At 54.3% G+C, this 22450-nt stretch carries 18 protein-coding genes; 4 read left to right on the top strand and 14 right to left on the bottom strand.

The genetic code is table 11. The features are described from left to right. Window positions 1-157: 157 nt before the first annotated feature. From B9K09_RS16590 to yaaA, 13 genes are all read right to left on the bottom strand, one after another. On the bottom strand, window positions 158-1597 hold the full coding sequence (locus B9K09_RS16590; RefSeq protein WP_087517858.1) for a mannose-1-phosphate guanylyltransferase/mannose-6-phosphate isomerase: 1440 nt from the start codon (window positions 1595-1597) through the stop codon (window positions 158-160). A gap of 163 nt (window positions 1598-1760) precedes the next feature. Then, a complete protein-coding gene (locus B9K09_RS16585; RefSeq protein WP_087517857.1) occupies window positions 1761-2408 on the bottom strand; it encodes an alginate O-acetyltransferase AlgF in 648 nt (215 codons plus the stop codon). Window positions 2409-2524: 116 nt separating this feature from the next. After that, a complete protein-coding gene (locus B9K09_RS16580) occupies window positions 2525-3667 on the bottom strand; it encodes an alginate O-acetyltransferase (RefSeq protein ID WP_087517856.1) in 1143 nt (380 codons plus the stop codon). A 12-nt stretch (window positions 3668-3679) separates the two neighbouring features. Then, entirely contained in the window at window positions 3680-5179 is a 1500-nt protein-coding gene (locus tag B9K09_RS16575) for an MBOAT family protein (protein WP_087517855.1), read from the bottom strand. 94 nt (window positions 5180-5273) lie between these two features. After that, entirely contained in the window at window positions 5274-6389 is a 1116-nt protein-coding gene (locus B9K09_RS16570) for a mannuronate-specific alginate lyase (RefSeq protein WP_087517854.1), read from the bottom strand. Between the two features lie 14 nt (window positions 6390-6403). Next, window positions 6404-7828, bottom strand: a complete 1425-nt coding sequence (locus B9K09_RS16565) for an alginate O-acetyltransferase (RefSeq protein WP_087517853.1) — start codon at window positions 7826-7828, stop codon at window positions 6404-6406. 11 nt (window positions 7829-7839) lie between these two features. Further along, complete coding sequence (algG, locus tag B9K09_RS16560) at window positions 7840-9450, bottom strand: mannuronan 5-epimerase AlgG (protein ID WP_087517852.1); 1611 nt, start codon at window positions 9448-9450, stop codon at window positions 7840-7842. Window positions 9451-9459: 9 nt separating this feature from the next. Next, complete coding sequence (locus tag B9K09_RS16555; RefSeq protein WP_371917467.1) at window positions 9460-10914, bottom strand: alginate export family protein; 1455 nt, start codon at window positions 10912-10914, stop codon at window positions 9460-9462. A 14-nt stretch (window positions 10915-10928) separates the two neighbouring features. Next, window positions 10929-12272, bottom strand: coding sequence for an alginate biosynthesis TPR repeat lipoprotein AlgK (gene algK, locus B9K09_RS16550; RefSeq protein ID WP_087519137.1), 1344 nt, complete (start codon window positions 12270-12272; stop codon window positions 10929-10931). Between the two features lie 40 nt (window positions 12273-12312). Beyond that, a complete protein-coding gene (locus B9K09_RS16545; protein ID WP_087517850.1) occupies window positions 12313-13482 on the bottom strand; it encodes a PilZ domain-containing protein in 1170 nt (389 codons plus the stop codon). Window positions 13483-13508: 26 nt separating this feature from the next. After that, window positions 13509-14990: a mannuronan synthase gene (gene alg8, locus B9K09_RS16540; RefSeq protein ID WP_087517849.1), complete on the bottom strand. Its 1482-nt coding sequence runs from the start codon at window positions 14988-14990 to the stop codon at window positions 13509-13511. Between the two features lie 86 nt (window positions 14991-15076). Beyond that, window positions 15077-16387, bottom strand: coding sequence for a GDP-mannose 6-dehydrogenase (algD, locus tag B9K09_RS16535; protein WP_087517848.1), 1311 nt, complete (start codon window positions 16385-16387; stop codon window positions 15077-15079). A gap of 623 nt (window positions 16388-17010) precedes the next feature. Then, window positions 17011-17790, bottom strand: coding sequence for a peroxide stress protein YaaA (gene yaaA, locus B9K09_RS16530; RefSeq protein ID WP_087517847.1), 780 nt, complete (start codon window positions 17788-17790; stop codon window positions 17011-17013). A 686-nt stretch (window positions 17791-18476) separates the two neighbouring features. Here yaaA and B9K09_RS16525 point away from each other — a divergent pair. From B9K09_RS16525 to moaE, 4 genes are all read left to right on the top strand, one after another. Continuing rightward, window positions 18477-19868 (top strand): PhoH family protein, encoded by a 1392-nt coding sequence (locus B9K09_RS16525; RefSeq protein ID WP_087517846.1) that lies wholly within the window; start codon window positions 18477-18479, stop codon window positions 19866-19868. A 142-nt stretch (window positions 19869-20010) separates the two neighbouring features. Beyond that, window positions 20011-20502 (top strand): cyclic pyranopterin monophosphate synthase MoaC, encoded by a 492-nt coding sequence (moaC, locus tag B9K09_RS16520; protein WP_087517845.1) that lies wholly within the window; start codon window positions 20011-20013, stop codon window positions 20500-20502. Further along, window positions 20499-20747 carry a MoaD/ThiS family protein gene (locus B9K09_RS16515; protein WP_087517844.1) on the top strand — a complete coding sequence of 83 codons (249 nt, stop codon included), beginning with the start codon at window positions 20499-20501 and terminating at the stop codon, window positions 20745-20747. The genes moaC and B9K09_RS16515 overlap by 4 nt, the downstream gene beginning before the upstream one ends. 2 nt (window positions 20748-20749) lie before the next feature. Next, window positions 20750-21205: a molybdopterin synthase catalytic subunit MoaE gene (gene moaE, locus B9K09_RS16510; RefSeq protein ID WP_087517843.1), complete on the top strand. Its 456-nt coding sequence runs from the start codon at window positions 20750-20752 to the stop codon at window positions 21203-21205. A gap of 144 nt (window positions 21206-21349) precedes the next feature. Here moaE and B9K09_RS16505 read toward each other — a convergent pair whose 3' ends face one another. After that, window positions 21350-22324, bottom strand: a complete 975-nt coding sequence (locus tag B9K09_RS16505) for an IS110 family transposase (RefSeq protein ID WP_087516234.1) — start codon at window positions 22322-22324, stop codon at window positions 21350-21352. Between the last annotated feature and the right edge of the window lie 126 nt (window positions 22325-22450).

Here is a 22450-nt window from a genome sequence, read left to right as displayed (position 1 = left end):
GTGATGGCCTTGGTCGGTGAACATTTGTTCATCCTACACAAGCTGATGCGGTGGGGAAGGCTCGCTGGTTAAAAAATGTAACCGCTAACGGGCAATCAACACAAAAAAGCGCGGGTTCTGAGTCAGAACCCGCGCTTGGTTTAACGCCCAGCTAGAGTCAGCGTACTTCTATACGTGCGGCTTCATCATGGCTGCGACCGTAAACATCTTCAAAACGCTCGATGTCGTCTTCACCCAGGTATGTACCTGATTGCACTTCAATCAGCTCAAGAGGGATTTTGCCCGGGTTGCTCAGTCGGTGTACTGAGGTCATCGGAATGTAGGTTGACTGGTTTTCAGTCAGCAGAAAAGTGCGGTCATCACAGGTGACCTCAGCGGTGCCAGCCACCACAATCCAGTGCTCAGCACGGTGATGATGCATTTGCAGCGACAACTGCGCACCGGGCTTAACGGTGATGTGCTTAACCTGGAAGCGCCCGCCCATGTCGACAGAGTCGTACGAGCCCCACGGACGATAAACTTCGCAGTGATTCTGCGCTTCGCTGCGGTTCTTGGCGTTGAGCTCATTAACCACGTGTTTAACGTCTTGCACGCTGTTACGGTGGGAAATCATGGTCGCATCTTTGGTTTCGACGACAACAATGTTGTCCAGGCCAATGATCGAAACCAGTTTACCGTTACCCTGCACCAAGCAGTTGCGGCTGTCGTGGACCATTACATCGCCTTTGATGACGTTGCCATGCACATCTTTTTCGTGCACATCCCAGATTGACGACCAACTGCCGACATCATTCCAGCCCGCATCAAGCGGTACGACGCAGGCGTGGGTGGTTTTTTCCATGACGGTATAGTCAATCGAATTGTCAGGACAGCAAGCGAATGTGGCTTCGTCGATGTTGACCACCGTGCCGACTTCCTTGCTGCGCTCAAGCGCCAGCAGACAGGTGTCGTAGATGTCGGCGTCGTAGCGCTTGAGTTCTTCAAGGTAACGGCTGGCGCGGAACATGAACATTCCGCTGTTCCAGAAGTAATCGCCGGAGGCCACAAACTCACAGGCGCGAGCTGCATCCGGTTTTTCGACGAAACTCTGCACTCGCACCACGCCTTGCGGCAGGCTGTCATCGGCGACTGAACGGATGTAACCGTAACCCGTTTCCGGGCTGTTGGCCGGTACGCCAAACAACACCATCTCGCCTTTTTCTGCCGCAGATCGGGCAACCGTGAGCGCGGATTCAAAGGATGACTGATCGTCCAATACGTGGTCGGCGGGCAATACCAGCAGCAGTTCATCGCGACCTTCTGCAACCAGCTTCATCGCTGCAATCGCAACTGCTGGCGCGGTGTTGCGGCCAAAAGGCTCAAGCAGGATGGACTGTGCGCTGAGGCCCTGAGTGCTGAGTTGCTCTTGAATAATAAAGCGGTGTTCTTTATTGCACACCAATACGGGTGCTTCCATGCCAGCAAATGACAGACGTTTGATGGTCTGCTGAAACATGCTATCGCTGCCTGTCAGGGCCAGAAACTGTTTTGGGTACTGTTTGCGCGAAAGAGGCCAGAGTCGCGAACCGCTACCACCGGAAAGAATTACTGGGATCATGTGATCAACTCCTGAAACGTTCATAGATTTGGCTGGTATCACGCGTTATTGCGAGAACCCGTTAGCAAGCTCATATGAGCCGTAGAGGACTTCTCCGTAGCGCCTGCCGTAGCGGCGCTATCTTTTTAGCGACCTGATTTCGGCCTTTGTATTATTGGTTCTATCAATCAGTTTTGGCAGGGCGTTTTACCCAGTTTGGTGAAAGCTTTTCACCACTGCCGGTGACGTACAGGCTGACGACTTCGCCGCGGGCGAGGGCAACAGGCTTCAGGTCGCTGATTTTGCTGTCGCCTTTAAACAGCGCCAGCTTGATTTTGACCGGGTTGACTTCGCGCTCGCCGTGACTGGAAGGGGCAACGCTGTCGACCACTTTGGTTTTGCCGTCGGCGGTCTTCAGCGTGACGTTGCTGTCAGAAAGGTTCTGGACGCGCAGCAAGGCTTTCTGCTTGTTCTTGAACACCGGGTCTTCCACCAGTTTTGGGGCAGTGCCTGGCTGGCTGACCAAGGTGTAGTAATGGTCGGCATCAAGTTTGACTGGGATCGTCTCGCTGCCGACTTGAGCGCTGTAGCTGCCTGCGGGCATAAAACTGAAGTCGCTTGAGCCCAGCGGTGAGACTTCATGCAGCGAGGTGTTACCGACGCTGACGCTCAGCTCGGTATTGCCAGCGTTGTAGGCGCGTACGAAAGTTGACCCTTTAGGGGCGATAGGTGCATACAAACCACCTTCTCCGGCACTCGCATGAAAGCTGCCAAGGCTTAGCGCGATTGCGCAAGCGAATGAGGTCAAGTTGCGATTGGTCAGTAGGGTCATCAGTATTTCTCCATCGTCGTTTCACACAGCGGCGTTGTAGCCGTTTGATTAAGCGAGGTGTCTAGCCTCTCTTTACCGTTGCGCGTCGGCACCATGCCAACGTGAGTACTGGTGCATCAGCGGTTGCCGGTAAGCGCCAGATTTTGTTTGTTGTTTAAGTCTTTTAAGTTTGTGATCCATTCTGAGTCGAACTCACTGAGGTCATTGGCCATCGGTAAGTAGCGCTCTGGAAACTCCCAGATCACCACCTGCGGAGGTGTGTTCTTGAAGTCATCACTCTGTAGGTACTTGAGCATTGGCAGAACCGGACCACGGCCGTCTTCGGCGTAATTGCCTAAGTCGTGCTGCAGGTGCTCACGCAGTGCGCCCTCGAAGTTCCAGTTGGGATTGGCGCTGTAGCTGGTGCCAACCAACGCAACCGGTATGTCGGTTTCGGCAAACAGGGCATCGGCGCCTTCAGCCTTTGAGGCTGCTTCAGTTCTGCGTTTTTGCAGATCATCCGGGCGCGGCATAAGGGTTTTGAATAGCGGGTCGAGTGGGATAAAGCGGGTCAGGTCGCCATGGTACTGCTCAGTTTCAGTGGCCGAAGTGATGTATTCCTGCGGCTCGCCTGGCAGGACAAAGTTGTGTTGTACGGCGGCACTTAAACGTTTCGCGGCGATATCAGCGCCCATCGGCGTCCAGTGGGTATCCGTGCGCAGAAACATCTGACCTTGTTGCTTGGCCGATTCAAGTGGCGCAAGCAGGTCTGGCGCAGTGATACCCGCCTTGCGCACCGCCCTATGGAATTGTTGGTACAGGTCTGCATGGATTGGACTGGCGTGATTGTCACCGATGTGTTCCGGGTACAAGCGCGCCTTGGCTGGAACAATTGCCATCACCAGTTTGATGTTTTGCTTGTCCAGTTGATTGCGTACGGCTTCAACCATGTCCAGGTTGTCAATCAGGTTCTGCTGGCCGTTCGCTTCGGGCTTGAACTCCTCGTCGGAATACAGCCAGCCGTCAGCACCGATCTTCACGCCTTGGCGACCTTCGTTGAACAGCACGTAATCCAGCGCGGCCCAGACATTGGTGCCGATGCTCTTGATCGGCAGTTCTTTGTCGTAATGACTTTCAAAACTTTTCGCCAAGTTGCCATCAAGCACGCTGTAGGTCTTGGGCTGCTTGTAGTCGAGTACGCCACTCATTGATGTGATGAAACCCAGGCCCAACACACCAATAAATGAGGCGATATAGATTTTTTCTACGGTTTTACTCATGGTCGGCCTCACTCAGAACTGGAAGTAAAGGAAGGGCGAGTAGCTCTGCGCCGAGAGTTTTAATAGCGATGCGCAAAACAGCAGCAACAACGCAACACGAACCAAGGTTTGCGCCATCGCCGGGTTCTGCTGTGCCATTACCGTTGCGGTCGCGGTATTGCCGGAGTTGATCACCGGATCGCTGCCCAGAGTTGCATCCTTGGCGGGGCGTTTGCTTGAGCGATGACGGTTGAACTCACGCACGCCACAGACCGCCAGCACGACGTAGGCGATGCCTAGCGTTGCGATTTGCAAATCGTTGATATTGGCGCGGTTCAACTCGCTGAGCTGCCAGCCGTTGAAGCTGAACATTGCGCTGTACATGCGCCAGGCAACGTCGAGATTTTCAGCGCGGAAAATCACCCAGCCGAGCATGACCAGGAAGAAGGTAAAGGCCCACTTGATCGGGTTGAGCACTGCTGGAGCAGCATTGACGCCAAGTGCACGTTCTATGGCGAGCCAAGTGCCGTGCCACGCGCCCCAGATCAGAAACGTCCAGTTAGCGCCGTGCCAGAAACCACCCAGCAGCATGGTCAAAAACAAGTTGCGGTAGGTGTTGAATGTGCCTTGCCGATTGCCACCCAGCGGTACGTATAAATAGTCACGCAGCCAGGTCGACAGGCTGATGTGCCAGCGGCGCCAGAACTCGGTGATCGACTGGCTGATATACGGCTGGTTGAAGTTTTCCATAAAGCGAAAACCCATCATCAAACCCAAGCCAATCGCCATGTCGCTGTAGCCAGAGAAATCGAAATACAGCTGCGCCGTGTAAGCCAGCATTCCCAGCCAGGCATCTCCGGTACTCGGGTTGCTTAGGGCGAAACAGTGGTCAACCAACGGAGCCAGGGTGTCGGCGATAAACACCTTCTTGACGAAGCCCTGCATAAAGCGCGTAGCGCCCTCGGAAAACTTGTCGAGGCTGTGCGTGCGATCGGTGAACTGGTCCGCAAGGTCTTTGTAGCGCAGCACCGGGCCAGCAATCAGTTGCGGGAACAGGGCGATAAACGCTGCAAAATTAATCAGGTTTTCAGTGGGCTTGGTATCGCCGCGGTAAACGTCGATCAAGTAGCTCAGCGACTGGAAAATGTAGAACGAAATACCAATCGGCAAAATCACGTGAGTCAGAATAAACGGCTCGAAGCCTGCTGCATCCATCATCTTGTTGATGTTGGCGACACCAAAGTTGGCGTACTTGAAGTAGCCTAAAGTCGCCAAGTTGCCGACTACACCCCACAGCACCCAACGTTGTGCGGCCTTGGTGCGTACCCCCGCACGGTAAATGCGCAGGCCAAAGCCATAGTTCCACAGCGTCACCACGACAAACAGCAGCAGAAAATCGACCCGCCACCAAGCATAGAAGGCGTAGCTGCCGACCAGAATCAGCAAGTTGCGGTAGCGTGCGCCACTGAGGTAGTACAAGCCGAGGAATATCGGCAAGAACAAAAACAGGAACACGTTGGATGAAAAGACCATCCGTGCTTCTCCATTAACAGGTCAAAACAGGGCTCAACAGCCCGTCATATAAGTCCCGCCAAACTGCTTGGCGGGGGTGTCTTTAAAGCGTTGTTCAGCCGCCCTGATGTGTGGTGTTCTTGAGGTCTTTAGGGGTGAACACACTGCTGACATCGCCGCCTAAGCGGAATGTTTTAAACGGGCCGTATTTTTCAATACCTTTCTTGAAGTCCGCCGTGCAGCTGTAAAGCGTGCAATAGGGGGCGAGCCAGGAGAATTTGGCGCGCTTCTTGAGGTCGGTCATGTCTTGCTTGTCGCCGGTCTTGGCTTTGAACTCATCCGGGTCAGACACGCCATCCATAACGCGCTCGGCTAGACGTTTCAGTGCCTGTTGATTCTCCGGGCGAAGGTCAACGCCATTGGCTTCGGCAAATGCAGCGATCATGGCCAGTGGCGGCAGGCTGTAGTTGTGGTATGCCAATGCGCGTTGTTCGCGTTTCAGCTCGTTGGGCAGATAGCCGTCGGCATCAACTTGATTGGCGGCAACTTGAAACTGCTTGATCGACCAATCGAACAAGTCGCGATGATTGGTCGCAACCGCCGTCGCCATCACCGACCAGGCTGCCCAATAGCTGTGGTTGTTGATCTTGCGCTGTGGCAGATCGCTCCAGTCGTGCACGGTCATCTCAGCGAGTTTGATGAACCACTGCTCGATTTCTTGCGCCTGCTGTGGATAGGCCTTGAGCGGTTGGCTCTCGGAGAACTTCAAGCGCAAGTAGGCTGAAGACATGCTGCCCAAGGCCCATTTGCGCATTGATTTACCGGTGTGGTTGTAATCAGGGCTGAGCAGGGCGCCCGCCTTGGCCCAGCTATCCATCCATTGCAGCGCGCATTCGAGCTGCTTGGGATCGCCGTTGCGCATATAGCGCATGACGTAACGGTTGCTGCCGCGTTCCATGGTGGTGATGTCTGCAGTGCTGTCGCGAAAGGCTTTCTCGGCTTTTGTGTTCAGCGTCGAACGAGCCTTGTCGGAACCTTCATACTTGCTGCGAAACACCAGGCTCCCGGTATAGGGCGCAGGCGCGGGGTCACAGGACTGCGATTTTTTCGCCGTGCTGTGCACAGCAGCGTAATAGCCCGCAGGAGGCACTAGATCACTTGCACTGCTGGCTTGCGCGAACATAGCGCTGGCCAGAAGACAGGGGGTTAGTAGCCATTTTTTCGCTTGCATAGTTGACTCCATCCTCAGTCAGCTCGCGCTGTGAGGTTTTTGCCAGAACTGGACGGCCGCTTGCACAACGTCGCTTCGACGCTGAGGCCCGCGGGCATTTCTTCTGGGCTTTGGATTTCAAGGGCGAGCAGGTTGAGATCACGCCAGTCAGGGTCGTTTCTCAGTTCAAAGGCATAGCGTCCGCCGGTGTCGACGCGATCGCTTTGCTCAATTTTGAATTTTTCACGGCGACCGTTGAGGTACCACAACGTGGCTTTTGACTCGTGCACGCTGGGGTCGCTAAACGTCAGGTCAACCTGATAGTCACCGCCGGGCATGTCGCGCAACGGTGTGTTTTCACCATTGACCAGGATCTTATTGTTGCCGGGCCGCATCTTGATTTTGTTGTGCATTACCGCTGGGCGACCTTCGCAGCCGTTGTCCACCATTGGCAGAGCCTGACGATAGAAGCTGTCTTGCGCGAGGTCGTAATGGGTGGCGAATTCCCAGATCAGAATCTTTGGCGGATTGGTGTGGAACTCTTCGCTGCTCATGTATTGCAACAGTGCGCTGTCGAACCCGCCGCCACTGACGGCCATGTTCAACACTTCAGCACTGCTGTACTGCTGCAAGAAACCTGGAAAGTTGTACGCCGGACCGCTGTTACTGGTGCCGACAATAGTGATTTGCGGGACTGACTCATCACCAAACAAGCTGTCGCCGTCGGCATCGCCAACCGGCTCGGTTTCATAGCGAGGCACATATTGAGTGGCGTAGCTGACACCGCAGAATTCGGCTGCGGTTTTGTGCAAGGTGCCTGCCTTGGGCAACAAACCAACCACCGTGCTTTCGAACTCCTTCTTCGGAATATCAGCAAAGCCGGGCATTTGTTTAAGGGTTTGTGCAACCAATTTAGCGGTGCGTGAAGCGCCAGCAGGCGTCCAGTGGTGGTCTGCCTCAAAGTAGTAGGGAGTCTTTACGTCTTGCTCATCAAACAACGGCGAAAGATCAGTCACCCAGATGCCGGTTTTGCGCAGGTCTGCAACCGCTTGCTGATAGTTCTTTTTCGCCAGCGTGTAGTTGAAGCGCGACTTCTCGGCATCAGTCAGTTGTTCACGATTGACCAGGCCTCGGGTTGGCTGATAGACAATCATCAGCTCGACGCCTTTGCGCTTTAACGCATCACGCAGACGTTTGAACTGCTGGTAACCATGCGGCGTGGTGCCGAAGTCGGTACGCAGGTCATTGCGGCTACGAAACAGCCAGTCGCCTTTACCCTGAACCAGTGCAGTAAAAAAGCTTAGGTACTTGGTGTTGTAGTTCGCCGGGTTTTGCGCGGCCGGGCACAATGGGCCGACACGCTGCACGCTGTAGCTCGGTGCAGCCAAGGCTGTGCTGGCAGTGCCGAGCAAGACACTGGCTACAGCAAGTTGGCGCAGTTTAAAAATCTTCTTACTCACGTTGTTAGCCCTCAATTCTTCAGTTCTGCCTGGCTTTCGACTGGGTCGATAAGCACCGCCAACTTGCGGCGTACCAAGAGATCGAGAATCTCTTCTTGGCGTTTGCCGAGTACACCCGAGAAACTGATACCGGTACTTTTGGTTGGCGCGATCATGTTCACGCGATACAGCTCAAGGCTCAGTGGAGAGTCGATAGACAGCGGTCCCGAACCGTTTGCCGCCAGTGTGCCGCCGACCACAATCATCGACACTTTGGTGTCGAAGGGGTCGAGGTCGATGTTGCGGTCGGTGTCGGATAAGTCTTTGATGTGGCCGTAAAGGCCAGTCAGGTTGTTGCCCGCAGAAAGGTTTTCGTAAAGGCGAATGTTGACGCTATTACGCACCCGAATACCGTGGCGGGCGTTGTTCAAAACCTTGTTGCCCCACAGCAGGTTGTGGCTGCTTTCGTACAGGGTGATGCCGTCTGACTGGTTCTGATAAACCTCGTTGTAGGCAATCAGGTTGTTGATGCTGTTACGGTCGATAACGATGCCGGAAAGCTTGTTGTCGTAGCTTTTGTTGTTGATGATCCAGCTGTCATCAACCTCACGGGAAATAATGATCCCGTGTTTCTTCTTGGTGCCGTGGACGGTGTTTTCAGCAATGATCAAGCGACGCGAGCGGTCGTGCGGGTCGATGCCGTAGACTATGTTGTCGCGGTAGGTGTTGCCCTTGATCACGATGTCGTCGGCTTCGTAGCAGTAAAAGCCGTACCAGTGATCGACAAAGGTCGAGTCGATCAGCCAGCCCGTCGGGCGAGGGCGCTTGAGACGCTTATCAACACCGGGTGAGTACTGGGTGATACTGACGCCGTAAGACTTGCTCTGGTTGTAGCCGAGGCTGGTTATCTCGCTGTTGGAGATATACAACTCACTGCCGCCCCAGGACACGAGGAACGGGCGAAATTCGTTTGCAGTACGGAAGGTCGCAGGCCCGTTATCAGCCTCACGCCAGGCGGTAAGCTTGGAGTCGGTAATGAACAGCATGCCGTCATTGACCATAAATGAACCGCGCTCTTGTGACAGGCGCAGATCTTTGGTGTCTTTGCCAACTTGCAGCGTTGCTCCCTGGGCCACAACTATCGGCAAACGGGCCAGGTAGACGCCTGGCGATGTCTCGGCAAACTGGCTATCCGGTAGCGCTTTGGCAATTTCTTCTGGAGTGACATAACCCCCTTCAATAAAGATGGCCAGAGGCATGCCTTGTTGGCGCTTTACCCATTCGCGCAGCCGCTCATCACCCCCAATAAAGTCCTGCAGCTCAACTTGTTGGAGCATGCGCCGTACCACAACCTTGCCGCCCGGGGTGTGCTTGACCTTGGCAGCGACCGCCTCGGCGGTGTAGCCCGAGAGATCAGGCAACTGCGGCTTATCCAGATGCAAAGGCGCAATCGGGGCACTGGTCACGGTGTAGTTGTTGGTCTCGTTAAGCACCTTTGCCGAGCCAGACGCGTTTACCGCGGCGGTGTCCAGAGTAGGTTGGGTGTCCACCGCCAAGGCCAACGGGGCGCTAAGGAGCAAGGTGCTCAAGAGCAGCACGTTGATCCCCGCGGTGGTCCTGAGTTTGTCAGGTTGTGGGTACATGAGCAGTCCTCAGAAGCGCCAGATAACGTCGACAAAAGCGCGGTGCATGACTGAGTCGGTGCCTTTTGCATAGGCATCGCCAGGCATGAATACACCGCCACGAAAACGCACCAGTGCGGCGCCCTCATCAACTTGTTCGGCCAATGCAGCGGGCAACAAACCCTGTTTGAAATAACGTGTGACGACCAGATCTAGCTCTTGGCCAACGTCTTTTTCGCCGCTTTCGAGATTGGCGATAATTCCGCTGTCACCAATGTCTTGTTTGTCATCAACCCGCCAGAACTTGTGGTAAACCAAGCTGGCGTCGTATTGGTCTTGCAACTGCCATGAGCCGAATAAGGTTGCTGCCTGTAGATTGCTCAGCTCACCGCGGAAGGCCTCACCAAAGCGGTGTAGGCGGGCGTTGGTGCCGGTGAAGTTGGAGCGGTTGCTTTCCAGACCGGTTTGGCGGAACTGCTCTGAGCTGTCGTCATCGCCGCCGCCACTGCCGCGAGCGTATGCGCCACCGACTTTCCAGTTTTGGTCGATGTTCCAGCGCAGACCAAGGTCCATCGCCCAGGCATTTACATCAACGCTACGTGAGCCATTGGCGAGCTTTTGGTCGCCGACATTGGCTTGCTCCAACTCATTGATATCACCGCTCAGCCACGTGGCTTGCGCCCAGTAATTGAGTGGTTGGGTCGAGCGACGGTTGTAAAAATCACCATCGGCGCTGATGCCCAGCCAAGTCAGGTCACCGGTGTAGCGTTTGCTCAGCTCATCAACTTCTTCACCGGCATTTGGCAGGTTGCCACTGTCGCGGCTGTGGTGCGCCTTGAGGCCAACCCAGTGGCCGGGCTTCCATTGTGCCGAAACACCGCCGAAGTAATGCTGGCGGTCTTCGTCTTCCGGGGCCAGGTCATCAAGGTCGGTGCGGTAGTCGGAGAAGCGCTCAGCCATGCCGACGTTGGCGCGTAACAGGGTGGTGTCGAGCTCCCAGTTCAGCGCCTCGATATTGGTATCCCACCAGGTGCCCTCATCGCTGCGTACACGCTGGCGACCGAGGCGCAGGTGTTCGCCGGGGTAGGCGGTCAAGCCTGAGTAATCCACCCAGAACTCGCGCATGGCCAGATAACTTTTGTCTGGCTCACGACCGTCATTGCTATTTGCGCTGCTGCTGTCGCTGTCGTCCGAGTTGCTTTGCAGGGTGTCGGTTTCGATGATGTCGGTGGCGGTAACCGCCTGCCCCATCGCAAACGCACTCCAAGCGCCGCGCTCGCCATACAGCCATGGGCGCACGTCGAGACCGATACCGTTGACGTCGCCGCCACTGCGGGTGCCAAGGTCGCGGTCATCTTCCGATTGTGCGGTTATCTTGACGTTGAGACCGAAGTTCTGGCTCGGGTCATTCGCTGCAAGTGCGCTGGCGCTGGTTAGCAACGTCAGGCCCAAACCCAGGCTTGAGGCGATGGTGTTGAGTTTTATCGAGGGTTTCTTATTCATTGAAGCTGTGCCTGTAACTGAGTTTGGTTTTGCAAAGCAGTGCCACGCAATTCGCGTTCTTCGCGGAGCTTTTGCTCGGCTTCACTGCGTTGAGCGGGCGTCAGTTTTTGCGCAACTTCGTTGGCCAGGTCAGTGCTTGCCTGAGTATCCTTCGGCAAAGCCAACTGACTGAAGACATAGGCATTGCTGAGGTTGGGAATGATCCCCTTACCCTGCGAATACATTTGCGCCAAGGCGTAATCGGCATTGATCTGGCCGCTGCGCGCAGCACTTAACAAGTGATCAAGGGCTTGTTGCGGATAGATATCACCCAAGTAGCCGCGCAGATAGATCTGCCCAAGCAGGTAATTGGCTGTTGGTTCACTTGGAGCGGCTTTGCGCAAGTGCTCTTCGGCTTTTTTCGGGTCCTGAGGGACCATCTTGCCTTCGTAATACAGGCGTCCAAGCAACAGCTCTGCACGTGGCAACGATGCCTCTCGACCGTTATCGAGGTAAGTCATCATGGTTTCGCTGTCGCCTAACGTTGGGTAGTCGTAAAGCAGTCGCGCAAGGCTTACCCAGGCGGCTGGGTAAACGGGTGCGATGGCTTCAAGCAACTCTTTGGCCTGCGTTTCGTTAGGCTTGCCTAACTCAGCGTCGGCGAGTACCTGGGCGACGGCTTCAACCCGGCGCGGCGGCAATGCACGGCTGTGGTATTGGTTCATCATGCTGGCGATCAGCGCCTCTTGCTGCTCGCTGTTGCCTTGTATTTGGTACACGGTGGCCAGCTCTACATAACAAGCGTCGGATTCGCTGATCAGCTTTTGGCAGATGTCTTCGATCTCAGTCAGGTGCTGGTCGTAGGTGCCCTGAGTGCGGTAATACAGAATTTGCGCCAGCTCGGCCTGTTGAAGACCCTGTTGGCGCCAGCTAGAAATTTGCTGTTGCACGTTCATAGCGGGAAAGTCCTGTGGGTATTGCAGATAGAGCATCGTCAGCGGCAGCAAACTGTTGGGTTCGCCGGCGCTAAATGCTTCATTGAGCAATGCCGCAGCTTCCTTGCGTTCGGCATGGCTGCTGTCTGGCTTGCGCGCTAGTAACCGTCCAAGACGGCCTTTGGCGCGGGGAGACTGATCCATTGCCAAGCGGTAAGTACGTTCTGCTTCCTTGAGGTCTTCCTCAGTGCCGCTGGCGACTTTCATATCCGCCAGACCCACCTGTGCGTTGACATAACCCAGCTCAGCCAGTTGCTGGAAGTTGCGTTCAGCCGTGGCGGTATCTCCACGCTTCAGCGCTTCGCTGGCCAGACGTTGGTCTGGCAAGCCTGCGCAACCGGCCAGGGTGACGGCGGCTGCGAGCATAAGTAGTTGAGGATGAGCAGTAGCCACGTGTGAGCCCTCCTTAGTAGCCAGCTGCTGTTGCTTTATTGATCAACCAATCGAGCGATGGGCCGCGATCAATTTCGACTTCAACAGGCTGGCCAGCCAGGGTGCTTGGCAAGGTGCTATCCGGCTCGATCGTGGCGCGGATATCGGATGACAAGCCACCATCGTGCAGGTTGGTGCTGAGGATCTTGCCGCTGCGTGGCTGGTCTTCGCCGGCGACCCAGAACTTGATTCGCGTGCCAGGGCGAGCCTCAGCAAATTTTCGGTAAGGGAAGCTGGCCAATACTGTGGCTTTGCTGTCCTGCGGGACCATTTCGAAAATTACTTGGCCTTTGCTGGCGAACTGGCCGTCGGCGACCAACTGGCGGGCGATCTTGCAGTTGCATGGGCTGGTCAAGGTGCCTTTCATTTGCGTGCTGAACAGTTGCTCGATGTTGCTCGGCGTGAGTTGTTCATCGCTTAGTTGACCTTTGAGCATTTCCAGCATGCTCGCGGAGAACGTCGCAACAGGCGCGCCTTTGTTGATAATGCCGTCGGCACCGACCAGGCTTTGCACCGTGCCTTCACGTGGCATGGTGATGTTCAAGCTGGGTACGTTGACCATGCCGGAAGAGGCGTGGGTGACGAAGTACAGGCCATAAATGGATTTGAAAATGTAGCCAAAGGCGGCCACACCCACCGCGAAGATGGCGACGCTGAATGTCACCGCTTTAATTCGACCGAACACACTCATGCCACCGCCATTACCTTGCTTGCGCGGCTTGGTGAAGTTCTCACGTTGCAGGGTGTTTAGCAGGTCGCCAGTCGAGACAATTTCACCGCTCAGGTGCGCGCTGATCAGGTAACGCAAGGTGGCGATTTCGCGAGGTTTGAGGTTGTGGAACTGGCAACCCACACGATTGTTGATCGGGTCGGTCGAGCACACCTGAAACTCGATATCGAGGCTCAGGTTGAGGCTGTCCAGCTGGAACTGCATCCGTGCTTTGTGAAAGTCACCGACATTGGCATTGGCCTGGTTTTTTTCACTGGAAAAGCTGAAACCACCGGCCGACATATCGAGCACGCGCACCTCAAGCTGTTCGCGTGCTTTGTTGATATAGCGCAAGGTTGCTGGGATTTTGACCCGGGCATGCTGGCGTTGAGCTTCCGATTCATGGACCACGTTAACGTTGACGGCTGTGTTCATGGGTTAGGTTTCCTATTCAGTTCTGATCACACCAACGCAAGAAGCGCGGCGATGAATACGCTGGTGGCAGTAAAAGTCATGGCTCGCGAAGACCAGCTGTTGAACAAGCGCGAAAAGCTGGCAAGGTCTCGGTTGAGCTTGGTTGGCTGACGGGTCCAGGATTGCTGGTCTAGACGGAAGAACACGTAGATCTTCACCATCGCGCCGACGATCTGGTTGTAATAAAGAATCGCTGGATAAGCAGGGCCGATACGGTGGCCACTGAGGCTGAGCAGTAGCGTCAATATCAGGCGTGTAAGACCGATCCACAGCAGGTAAATGACGATGAATGATGGGCTGTACTTGATACTGGCAATCACTGCGACGGCCAACCCGAGCAAGCTCGTCCACATCGATACCCGCTGGTCGAACAAGACCACGCTAGTGAAGCCGCCAAGGCGTTTGATACCCAGACGCAACGCGCGTGAGTTTTGTCGTAGGTTGTTGCCGTACCAGCGGAACATCAGCTTGCGGCTGGCTTTGATGAAGCTCTTTTCCGGTGGGTGCTCCACGGTATTGATTGCTGCATCGGGCACGTAAAACGTGTCGTAGCCGAGGCGCATCAAACTGAACCAGCTGGACTTGTCATCACCGGTTAGAAACTGAAAACGACCCAGGCGCCAGTGTTCCAGGTGATCACTTTCGACATCGGCAATAAATTCAGGATTGGTCACCACCTGAGCGCGAAATACCGACATCCGCCCGGTCATGGTCAGAACCCGTTTTGATAAGGCCATCGAGCACATGTTCAGGTGACGTTGAGCGAAGCGCAGCTTGTGCCATTCGCTCATGATGTAGCTGCCACGAACCTCGCAAAACTCATTGGTGGTCAGGCCGCCCACATTGGGGAACAGCTGAAACCACGGCACGGTTTTACGGACGACGCCGACATCCAGCACGGTGTCGCCATCAATCACTGCAACCACTGCTTTGTTGTCTGGCAGCTGTCGAGAAATTGCGCGGAAGCCATAAGCCAAACCGTCGCGTTTACCGGTGCCGGGAATACGTACAAAGTTGAGTTTGACGTGGGCGGGAGGATTCATTTTCTCCCACATGCTTTTCACCAACAGCTCATCGGAGAGCTCAACGATCGAGCAAACCATGGTTGTCGGGTAACCGCACTCGATGGCCTCGCGAATGACCGAGCGGTAGACCATCGCAGTCGTAAGCGCATCGATACGGAAGCTGGTGACCATCAAAAATACATGTGATGGATCGGCAGCCGCGCCGAGCTTACGAACCTTGCGCTTGTAATAGGGGTAAACCAAATAAAGGAACAGGCAGCCACGTACAAAATGTATGGCACCCATGGAATAACGCCAGATACCGACGGCGCCAATCAGCAGCAGATAGTGCTTCGATTCAGGGTCGAAGGTACTGGTCGGCAATGCCAAGGCGAGCAACATCAGTAATGACAGGTAAAACAGCCAGCCAGCAGCCTCAAAGAGGCCTGTCTTGAGCTTATCCATATGCGTTTCCATCGTATCCACTGGACTCACCCTGGACATGCGCGGTATGGCGCATGCCAGGGTGGGTTCATGACTAAAAGCGCGACTTACCAGCAGATGCCTTCGGCGCCGCTGCGGGTTGCTGTGGTCATGAAACCAACCAGGTCGATGACTTGTTTGCCTTCGAATTTCTCGTCAGCCAACGGTGCAAAGTCTTTGTCGCCATTGCCCAGCACAATCACATCGGCCTCGCCTACGACCTGCTCAAAATTGCTGTTGAGCAGCGAGGAAACGTGGGGGATTTTCGACTCGATGTAGTCTTTGTTCGCCCCGTAAACACGGGCGTACTCGACGTTACGGTCGAAAATGCTGAGGTCGTAACCTTTGCCGATGAGCATTTCAGCCAGTTCAACCAAAGGGCTTTCACGCAGGTCATCGGTGCCGGCCTTGAAGCTCAGACCGAGCAATGCAACTTTGCGTTTGTTGCAGCGCGAGATGATGTCGAAGGCTTTTTGCACCTGGACCACGTTGCTGCGCATCAGTGAGCTGATTAGCGGTGCTTCGACGTCCAGGGAAGTGGCGCGGTAGGACAGGGCGCGTACGTCTTTTGGCAAGCATGAGCCGCCAAACGCAAAGCCTGGGCGCATGTAGTATTTAGACAGGTTGAGCTTGTTGTCCTGACAGATAACGTCCATCACTTCGCGACCGTCGACGCCGACCGCTTTGGCGATGTTGCCGATCTCGTTAGCGAAGGTCACCTTGGCAGCGTGCCAAACGTTGCAGGTGTACTTGATCATTTCGGCGGTATCGATGGTTTTGCGAATGATCGGTGCATCCAGCTCGCTGTAGATGCTCTCCAGCAGGTCGCCAGAGGTCGTATCCGACTCACCAATTACCGTCATGGGCGGGAAATCGTAATCCGCGATCGCGGTGCTTTCACGCAGAAACTCCGGGTTCACTGCAACGCCGAAGTCAACGCCAGCTTTCTTGCCAGAACAGTCTTCAAGAATTGGAATCACCACGTTGCGTACGGTGCCTGGCAAGACTGTGCTTCGCACTACGACTGTGTGGCGAGCGCTTTTATCGCGCATGGCCATGCCGATCTCGCGGCAGACGCCTTCGATGTAGTTCAGCTCTAAATCGCCATTCTTTTTGCTCGGGGTACCGACACAAATGAATGAAACTTCGCTGTCGGCAACTGCGCTGGCTACATCAGTCGTACCGCGCAACTTACCTGCGGCTAAACCCTGTTGCAGGAGTGCTTCAAGACCCGGCTCAACGATAGGCGATTTACCATTGTTGATCAGATCGATTTTGTTGGCGGAGATATCAACGCCAATAACTTCATGGCCCCGAGCGGACAAGCAACCGGCACATACGGCGCCGACATAACCTAAACCAAAAATACTAATGCGCATGGTCTTTACCTCATTCATCTATTACAGAATTAATAAAGTTTCGGGAATATTAAGTTGCTGTTCCCTACCTGATTTGTTATTTCGCCTACTTATTACAGCCGCATGGGCGCCCGCTCGAATAACGGGCGTTATCAGGCAACTACTGTTAATTCCTCAGTTTCTGAGTTATGCGTTTACGGTCTGCAAAACTCTTTGAAAAGAGGTGGTTAGGAGCAAACTGCCACTAGGCATCTAATTTTTAGTTGTCTGTCTAGCATTGTTCAGGTGAACCGTTACCTCGAGTATTAGTTCAAGTATTAATGGCAGTTTGGTTCGCGTTGAAAGTTACGCGAAGAAGTGTGTTACGCCGAATATGAGTGTAGGAAAATTCTGTAAGTTCATACCGTTCGTCAACTTTATGCGAGGATTAATCGTTAGCTGTGGTTGCACAGTAGTTGCACTTTGATGGCAATGAGTAGTGGCTATTTGTAATTGCTGAGCTGCTAATGCGAGGGAGATTTAGTGTGGTGTTTTGCTTGTTTAAATATCCACTGAACTATTCGTTAGTTAAGTGATACACCAAGTATTGCTGGGCGAAGAGGCGCAGCGAGTTGAATATTCAACCCGCTGGAAGAGGAGAGGTGTCAGGCGTTTTGTTGCTCGCGGAGGAATACCAGATTGTCAGGTTTCGAGCGATCTGGCGCATAGCGATAGCCTTGATCGCTAAAATCCTTTAAGCCCTGCACGTCGGAAATTTTTTCTTTGATCACGTAACGGGCCATCAGACCGCGCGCTTTTTTGGCGTAAAAGCTGATGATTTTGTACTCACCATTTTTTTCGTCACGGAACTCGGTGTTAATCACACGGGCATTGAGTGCTTTACGCTTAACCGCTGAGAAGTATTCATTTGAAGCCAGATTGAGCAAGACATCATCGCCTTGCTCGGCCAGCGCCTCATTCAACCAACCGCTGATGCGATCACCCCAGAAGGCATACAAATCCTTGCCGCGTGGGGTTTGCAGCTTGGTACCCATTTCCAACCGATAAGGCTGCATTAAATCCAGCGGGCGCAAGAGGCCGTAAAGCCCCGAGAGCATACGCAGATGCTGCTGGGCAAAGTCAAAGTCGCTCTCTGTGAAGTCGTCTGCGGCTAAGCCGGTGTAGACGTCACCTTTGAACGCCAGCAATGCTTGTTTAGCGTTTTCTGGGGTGAACTTCGCTGACCAACTGCCAAAGCGGGCAGCATTCAGGCCTGCAAGTTTGTCCGACAAATGCATCAGCTCAGCGATTTGCTGCGGTGAGTAATCGCGCAACAGGTTGATCAAATCGCTGGCATGCTCGAGATGTTGCGGCAAGGTAAAGCGTTCGGTCACAGGCAAAGTTTCGTAATCGAGGGTTTTCGCCGGAGAAATCACCATCAGCATAAAGTCTGCTCCTTAAAGTCTGGGGGGATTTTAGGCCAGCGAGTACCCGGACTCTAGCTATTAAGCCAATACGCAAAGCTTATTAAGCATTGCCTGATAGGCGGAAGACCGAAATGAGCGGCGTTGAGAGCTGCATTGGTACATGGCCACGCACCGGCCGCATTGGCTCTCACTACACAAACATGAGTCACACGGGCCTGCGCTGGGCGAGATATCAACCGCCGTGGGGCTTTCTCTGGTGATAGCCGATGGCTATAAGTCGCAATTGGCGCAGATTAAAGACGGTTAGTGCAGGAGGGTGGTCAATCAAAGCGGGGGTTTACAGGCCCAGACGTATTTTTAAGACGGGTGTAAGGCTGTGACAGAGTGCAGAGAAATGCCTGAAAAGCGGAATTTTTACAGACAAAAGCAGCGATAGGACTTCCGACTTTAACGGCACAATGCCAGCTCGCCAAGCGCTATTCGTCTATCCGACAAATAAACATAAAAAAACTGAAATGTTCGTTTAACTGTCATGTTTTTTGGAGTATCAAAGAAGACAGACGCCGAACCCTGCAGTCAGGTGGCGATATTGCTCTTCACCTTGTTTGCAGCTTCTCAGACGCCCCTGAGAAGTCGGCGGTCCTGTGCAGCGGAGCGCTGATCTGGCATTCCGTTGCTTAGCTTCTACCAGAAGGTGAACGAGTATGGATGACCACGGACGCTGCAAGCCCACCGCTCCAACCCTCTACGCCCTCGATACCAATGTGTTGATCCACGACCCCAATGCGTTGCTCAATTTCGAGGAACACCACGTCGCCATCCCGATGACTGTATTGGAGGAGTTGGACAAGCTCAAAACAGGTAAGCAAGGTGTAGCTGCTGAATGCCGTCAGGCGATCCGATTGATCGACAAGATTCTAGGGAGCGCATTACCTGAAGAAGTGGAGCACGGCGTACCGATTCAGCGTGAGAAGAGCGGCGCATGCGGCTTTTTATCGATTCTGATGAGCAAAAGCGCAGCCCCTGTCACCTGGCTGCCGGAAGACCTCAATGACAACAAAATCATCAACCAACTGGTCGAGCTAAAGTCACGACGTCCGGGATTGTCAGTGGTGCTGGTCACCAAAGACATCAATATGCGCTTGAAGGCGCGGGCCTGTGGCATTGACTCCGAGGATTATCACACTGACCAACTGGTTGATGACGTTTCCCTGCTGTCGCAGGGCTATCACAACATGTCAGGCGGTTTCTGGGACCGTGTGAGTAAAGTTGAAACCCGCCAGGACCATGGCAAAACCTGGCACCGTGTGCAGCTCACCGACAACCTGCCGTCAGTTCATGTCAATGAGTTCATCATTGATGAGCAAGGCTTTGTCGGCTGGATCAAGGAGATCGATGAAGGTGAGATCCTGATTCTGGATCTGCATCAGGAGCCATTGATGCACCAGGAGGCGTGGGGGCTCAAACCGCGCGATATCTATCAGGCGTTAGCGCTCTATGCCTTACTTGATCCGGACATCCATCTGGTCAACCTGTCGGGTGCGGCAGGCTCGGGTAAGACCATTCTGGCCTTGGCTGCAGCCATTGAACAAACCATGGTCAGCAAGCGTTACCGACGCATCATCGCGACCCGTAGCGTGCAAGGGCTCGATCAGGAAATTGGTTTCTTGCCGGGCACCGAGGCCGAGAAAATGGAGCCATGGCTCGGCGCAATTACCGACAACCTTGAAGCCCTGCATATGGAAGATGAAAACACCCATGGCAGTGTTGACTACATTCTGCAGAAAGTGCCACTGCAGTTTAAATCCCTCAACTATATTCGCGGACGCAGCTTCCAGCAGAGCCTGATCCTGATTGACGAGTGTCAGAACCTTACACCACATCAGATGAAAACCATCATCACCCGTGCGGGGACCGGTTCCAAGGTGATTTGCCTGGGTAACCTGGCGCAAATCGATACGCCTTATTTGTCGGCGCCAAGTTCTGGCCTGACCTACCTGACGGAGCGATTCAAAGACTTCTCCCATGGTGTGCACATCACCTTACAGGGCGTACCGCGTTCGATCCTGGCGGAGTACGCAGAAACCCACATGTAATACGCGGTAAGCCGAGAAGCCCTGCCAGCGTGAGCTTGCAGGGCTTTTTTATGGGACTGAGCTGGACACTAATTGATATTCGCGGGTGCCGAAACCTGACTCTGAGGTTTACAATCGAGCCATCCTAGATCGGAGTAACGCTGTGCTCACTCATCTTGATTCACAAGGCCGTGCCAATATGGTCGATGTCAGCGACAAGTCATCAACCGTTCGTGAGGCTGTGGCCGAGGCGCTGGTGCGCATGTGCCCGCAGACCCTGCAAATGATTGTCGAAGGTGACCACCCGAAAGGTGATGTCTTCGCGGTCGCCCGTATCGCGGGTATTCAGGCGGCGAAAAAAACTTCAGACCTGATACCGCTGTGTCATCCACTGATGCTAACCAGCGTCAAAGTTGAGTTGAGTGCCGAGGGCACCGACGCCGTGCGTATTCAGGCGCGATGCAAACTGAGCGGGCAAACCGGGGTGGAGATGGAAGCGCTGACCGCCGCCAGCGTCGCTGCGCTGACTATTTATGATATGTGCAAAGCGGTTGATCGTGGCATGACGATTGAGAGCGTGCGCTTGCTGGAAAAAATCGGCGGCAAGAGCGGGCACTTCAAACACGACGCGCTGCAAGTGGAAGGTGAACAATGATTCGTGTGCAGTACTTTGCCCGCTACCGTGAAGCCTTGGGCCTTGATGGTGAGCAACTGAGCAACAGTGCCAGCTTCGCCACGCTTAACGACGTGCGTGAGTTTTTGTTGGCGCGCGGTGGCGTCTGGCAGGTGCTGGCTGAGCAGAATTTAATGTGCGCGCGCAATCAAGAGCTGTGCAGCCTCGATGAAGCCGTGACTGAAGGTGATGAAGTGGCGTTTTTCCCAACGGTCACCGGAGGCTAGCGATGAGCATTCGGGTTCAGCTTGATGCGTTCGACCCTGGAGTCGAACTCAACACACTGCACGCGCAAAATCTCGGTGTCGGCGCCGTAGTGACCTTTGTGGGTTATGTACGCGACTTCAACGATGGACGTGATGTCGGCGGCATGTTCCTCGAACATTTTCCCGGCATGACCGAAAAGGCGCTTGGCAAAATTGTTGATGAGGCTGCCGAGCGCTGGCCGTTACTCAAGGTCGAGTTGATCCATCGCATTGGCCGGCTGGAACCCGGTGAACCGATTGTGTTTGTCGGAACCAGCAGTGCTCATCGTGACGCAGCCTTCGAGGCCTGTGCCTTTATCATGGATTATCTGAAAACCCGTGCGCCATTCTGGAAAAAAGAAGACACCGCAGACGGCCCGCGCTGGGTCGAGGGGCGTTGCAGCGACCAACAAGCAGCGCAACGCTGGAAGCAGGATTAAGTCCAGTCAACGGTAGGGTGGACAGCGCTTTTCTGTCCACCATTTGCAGCGCAGAGCTTGGTTGTTTGTCGATATCTGGTGGACAAGCTTCGCGTTGTCCACCCTACGCGGCTGATGTTTATTCCGTAGATACCGTCTTGATCCTCATCTTGCAATAGCGAGAAGAGGATCAAATGGTTTTCCGGATTTTAGTACTCCGTAGGCAATGCAGAGCAGCTTGCGCATAGCTGCGCAGATGATCTGTTTACCCGTTTTGCCATTGGCTCTCATTCGCTCAGCCAGTGCCCGAATAGCGGGGTTACGAGTGATGGATACGATACCTGGCATATAAAGCCCGGCGCGTAACCTAACTGAGCCCATGCGCGATATCCGCACATGACCTTTGAGCATTCCTGATTCTTGTAACCTGGGATTAAGTCCGGCAAAGGCCGTGACCGCACGGCTGCTTTCGAAGCGTTCGATATCGCCCAACTCCGCCAGTACAAGCGCTGCGGTTCTGTCCGCAATGCCATCGATACTGGTTAGCAGGTCTCGCTGGCCGCGTAGATCGTCGTTGTCATCGAAGTGCTGTTTGATCGCCTTTAGCGTTTCATCGATTTGTTGACGCAAGTGCTCAAGCACCGATTCAATTGACGCCCTGACCTTCTGTTCGTTGGTCACATCTAGGCGGTTTTGTTCGATTTGCTCCAGCTCCTGCAAATCCTTCAAACGGCGCACTAACGCTTTCAGACGGCGAATAGAAGGCTGCTCAGGCTGCCAAGCTCGTAGTTCGGTCTGATGCCTGCGGCCATAGTCAGCGATGAGCTTGGCATCGACTTTATCCGTCTTTACCCGCTGCAGCTGGCTGCGAGCGTAATAGGCCATTTGTGCGGGGTTAAGGACGCAAACACGGTAACCCAGCTTAAACAGCCACTCAGCCAAAGCTTCGTGATAGATGCCAGTGGCCTCCATTACGACCCAGGCATCGGCTTCAGCGTGCTTAAGCAGCCACTGCCGAAAGACCTCAAAGCCCGCAGCGTTATTACTCAGCTTGGCTTTGGTGCGGTACTTGCCGTTATCTTGCAGAGTGGCGATATCGAAGGTCTGTTTAGCTATGTCGATGCCGACAACTATCGTCATGACGCTTACTCCTCATTGAGTTAGGTCGATCATCACTTCATCCGTCCAACCTTGCTGATGCGAGCTCGAGGCTCAGGATACCGTTCGGACTTGCTGGATGAGTGCGGAGGAGTGCAGCGCTATCTA

This window comes from Pseudomonas sp. M30-35, from assembly GCF_002163625.1.
Taxonomy (GTDB): Bacteria; Pseudomonadota; Gammaproteobacteria; order Pseudomonadales; family Pseudomonadaceae; genus Aquipseudomonas.
The sequence above is the reverse complement of the archived record's forward strand: the minus strand, read 5'-3'. Positions and strand labels throughout refer to the sequence as shown.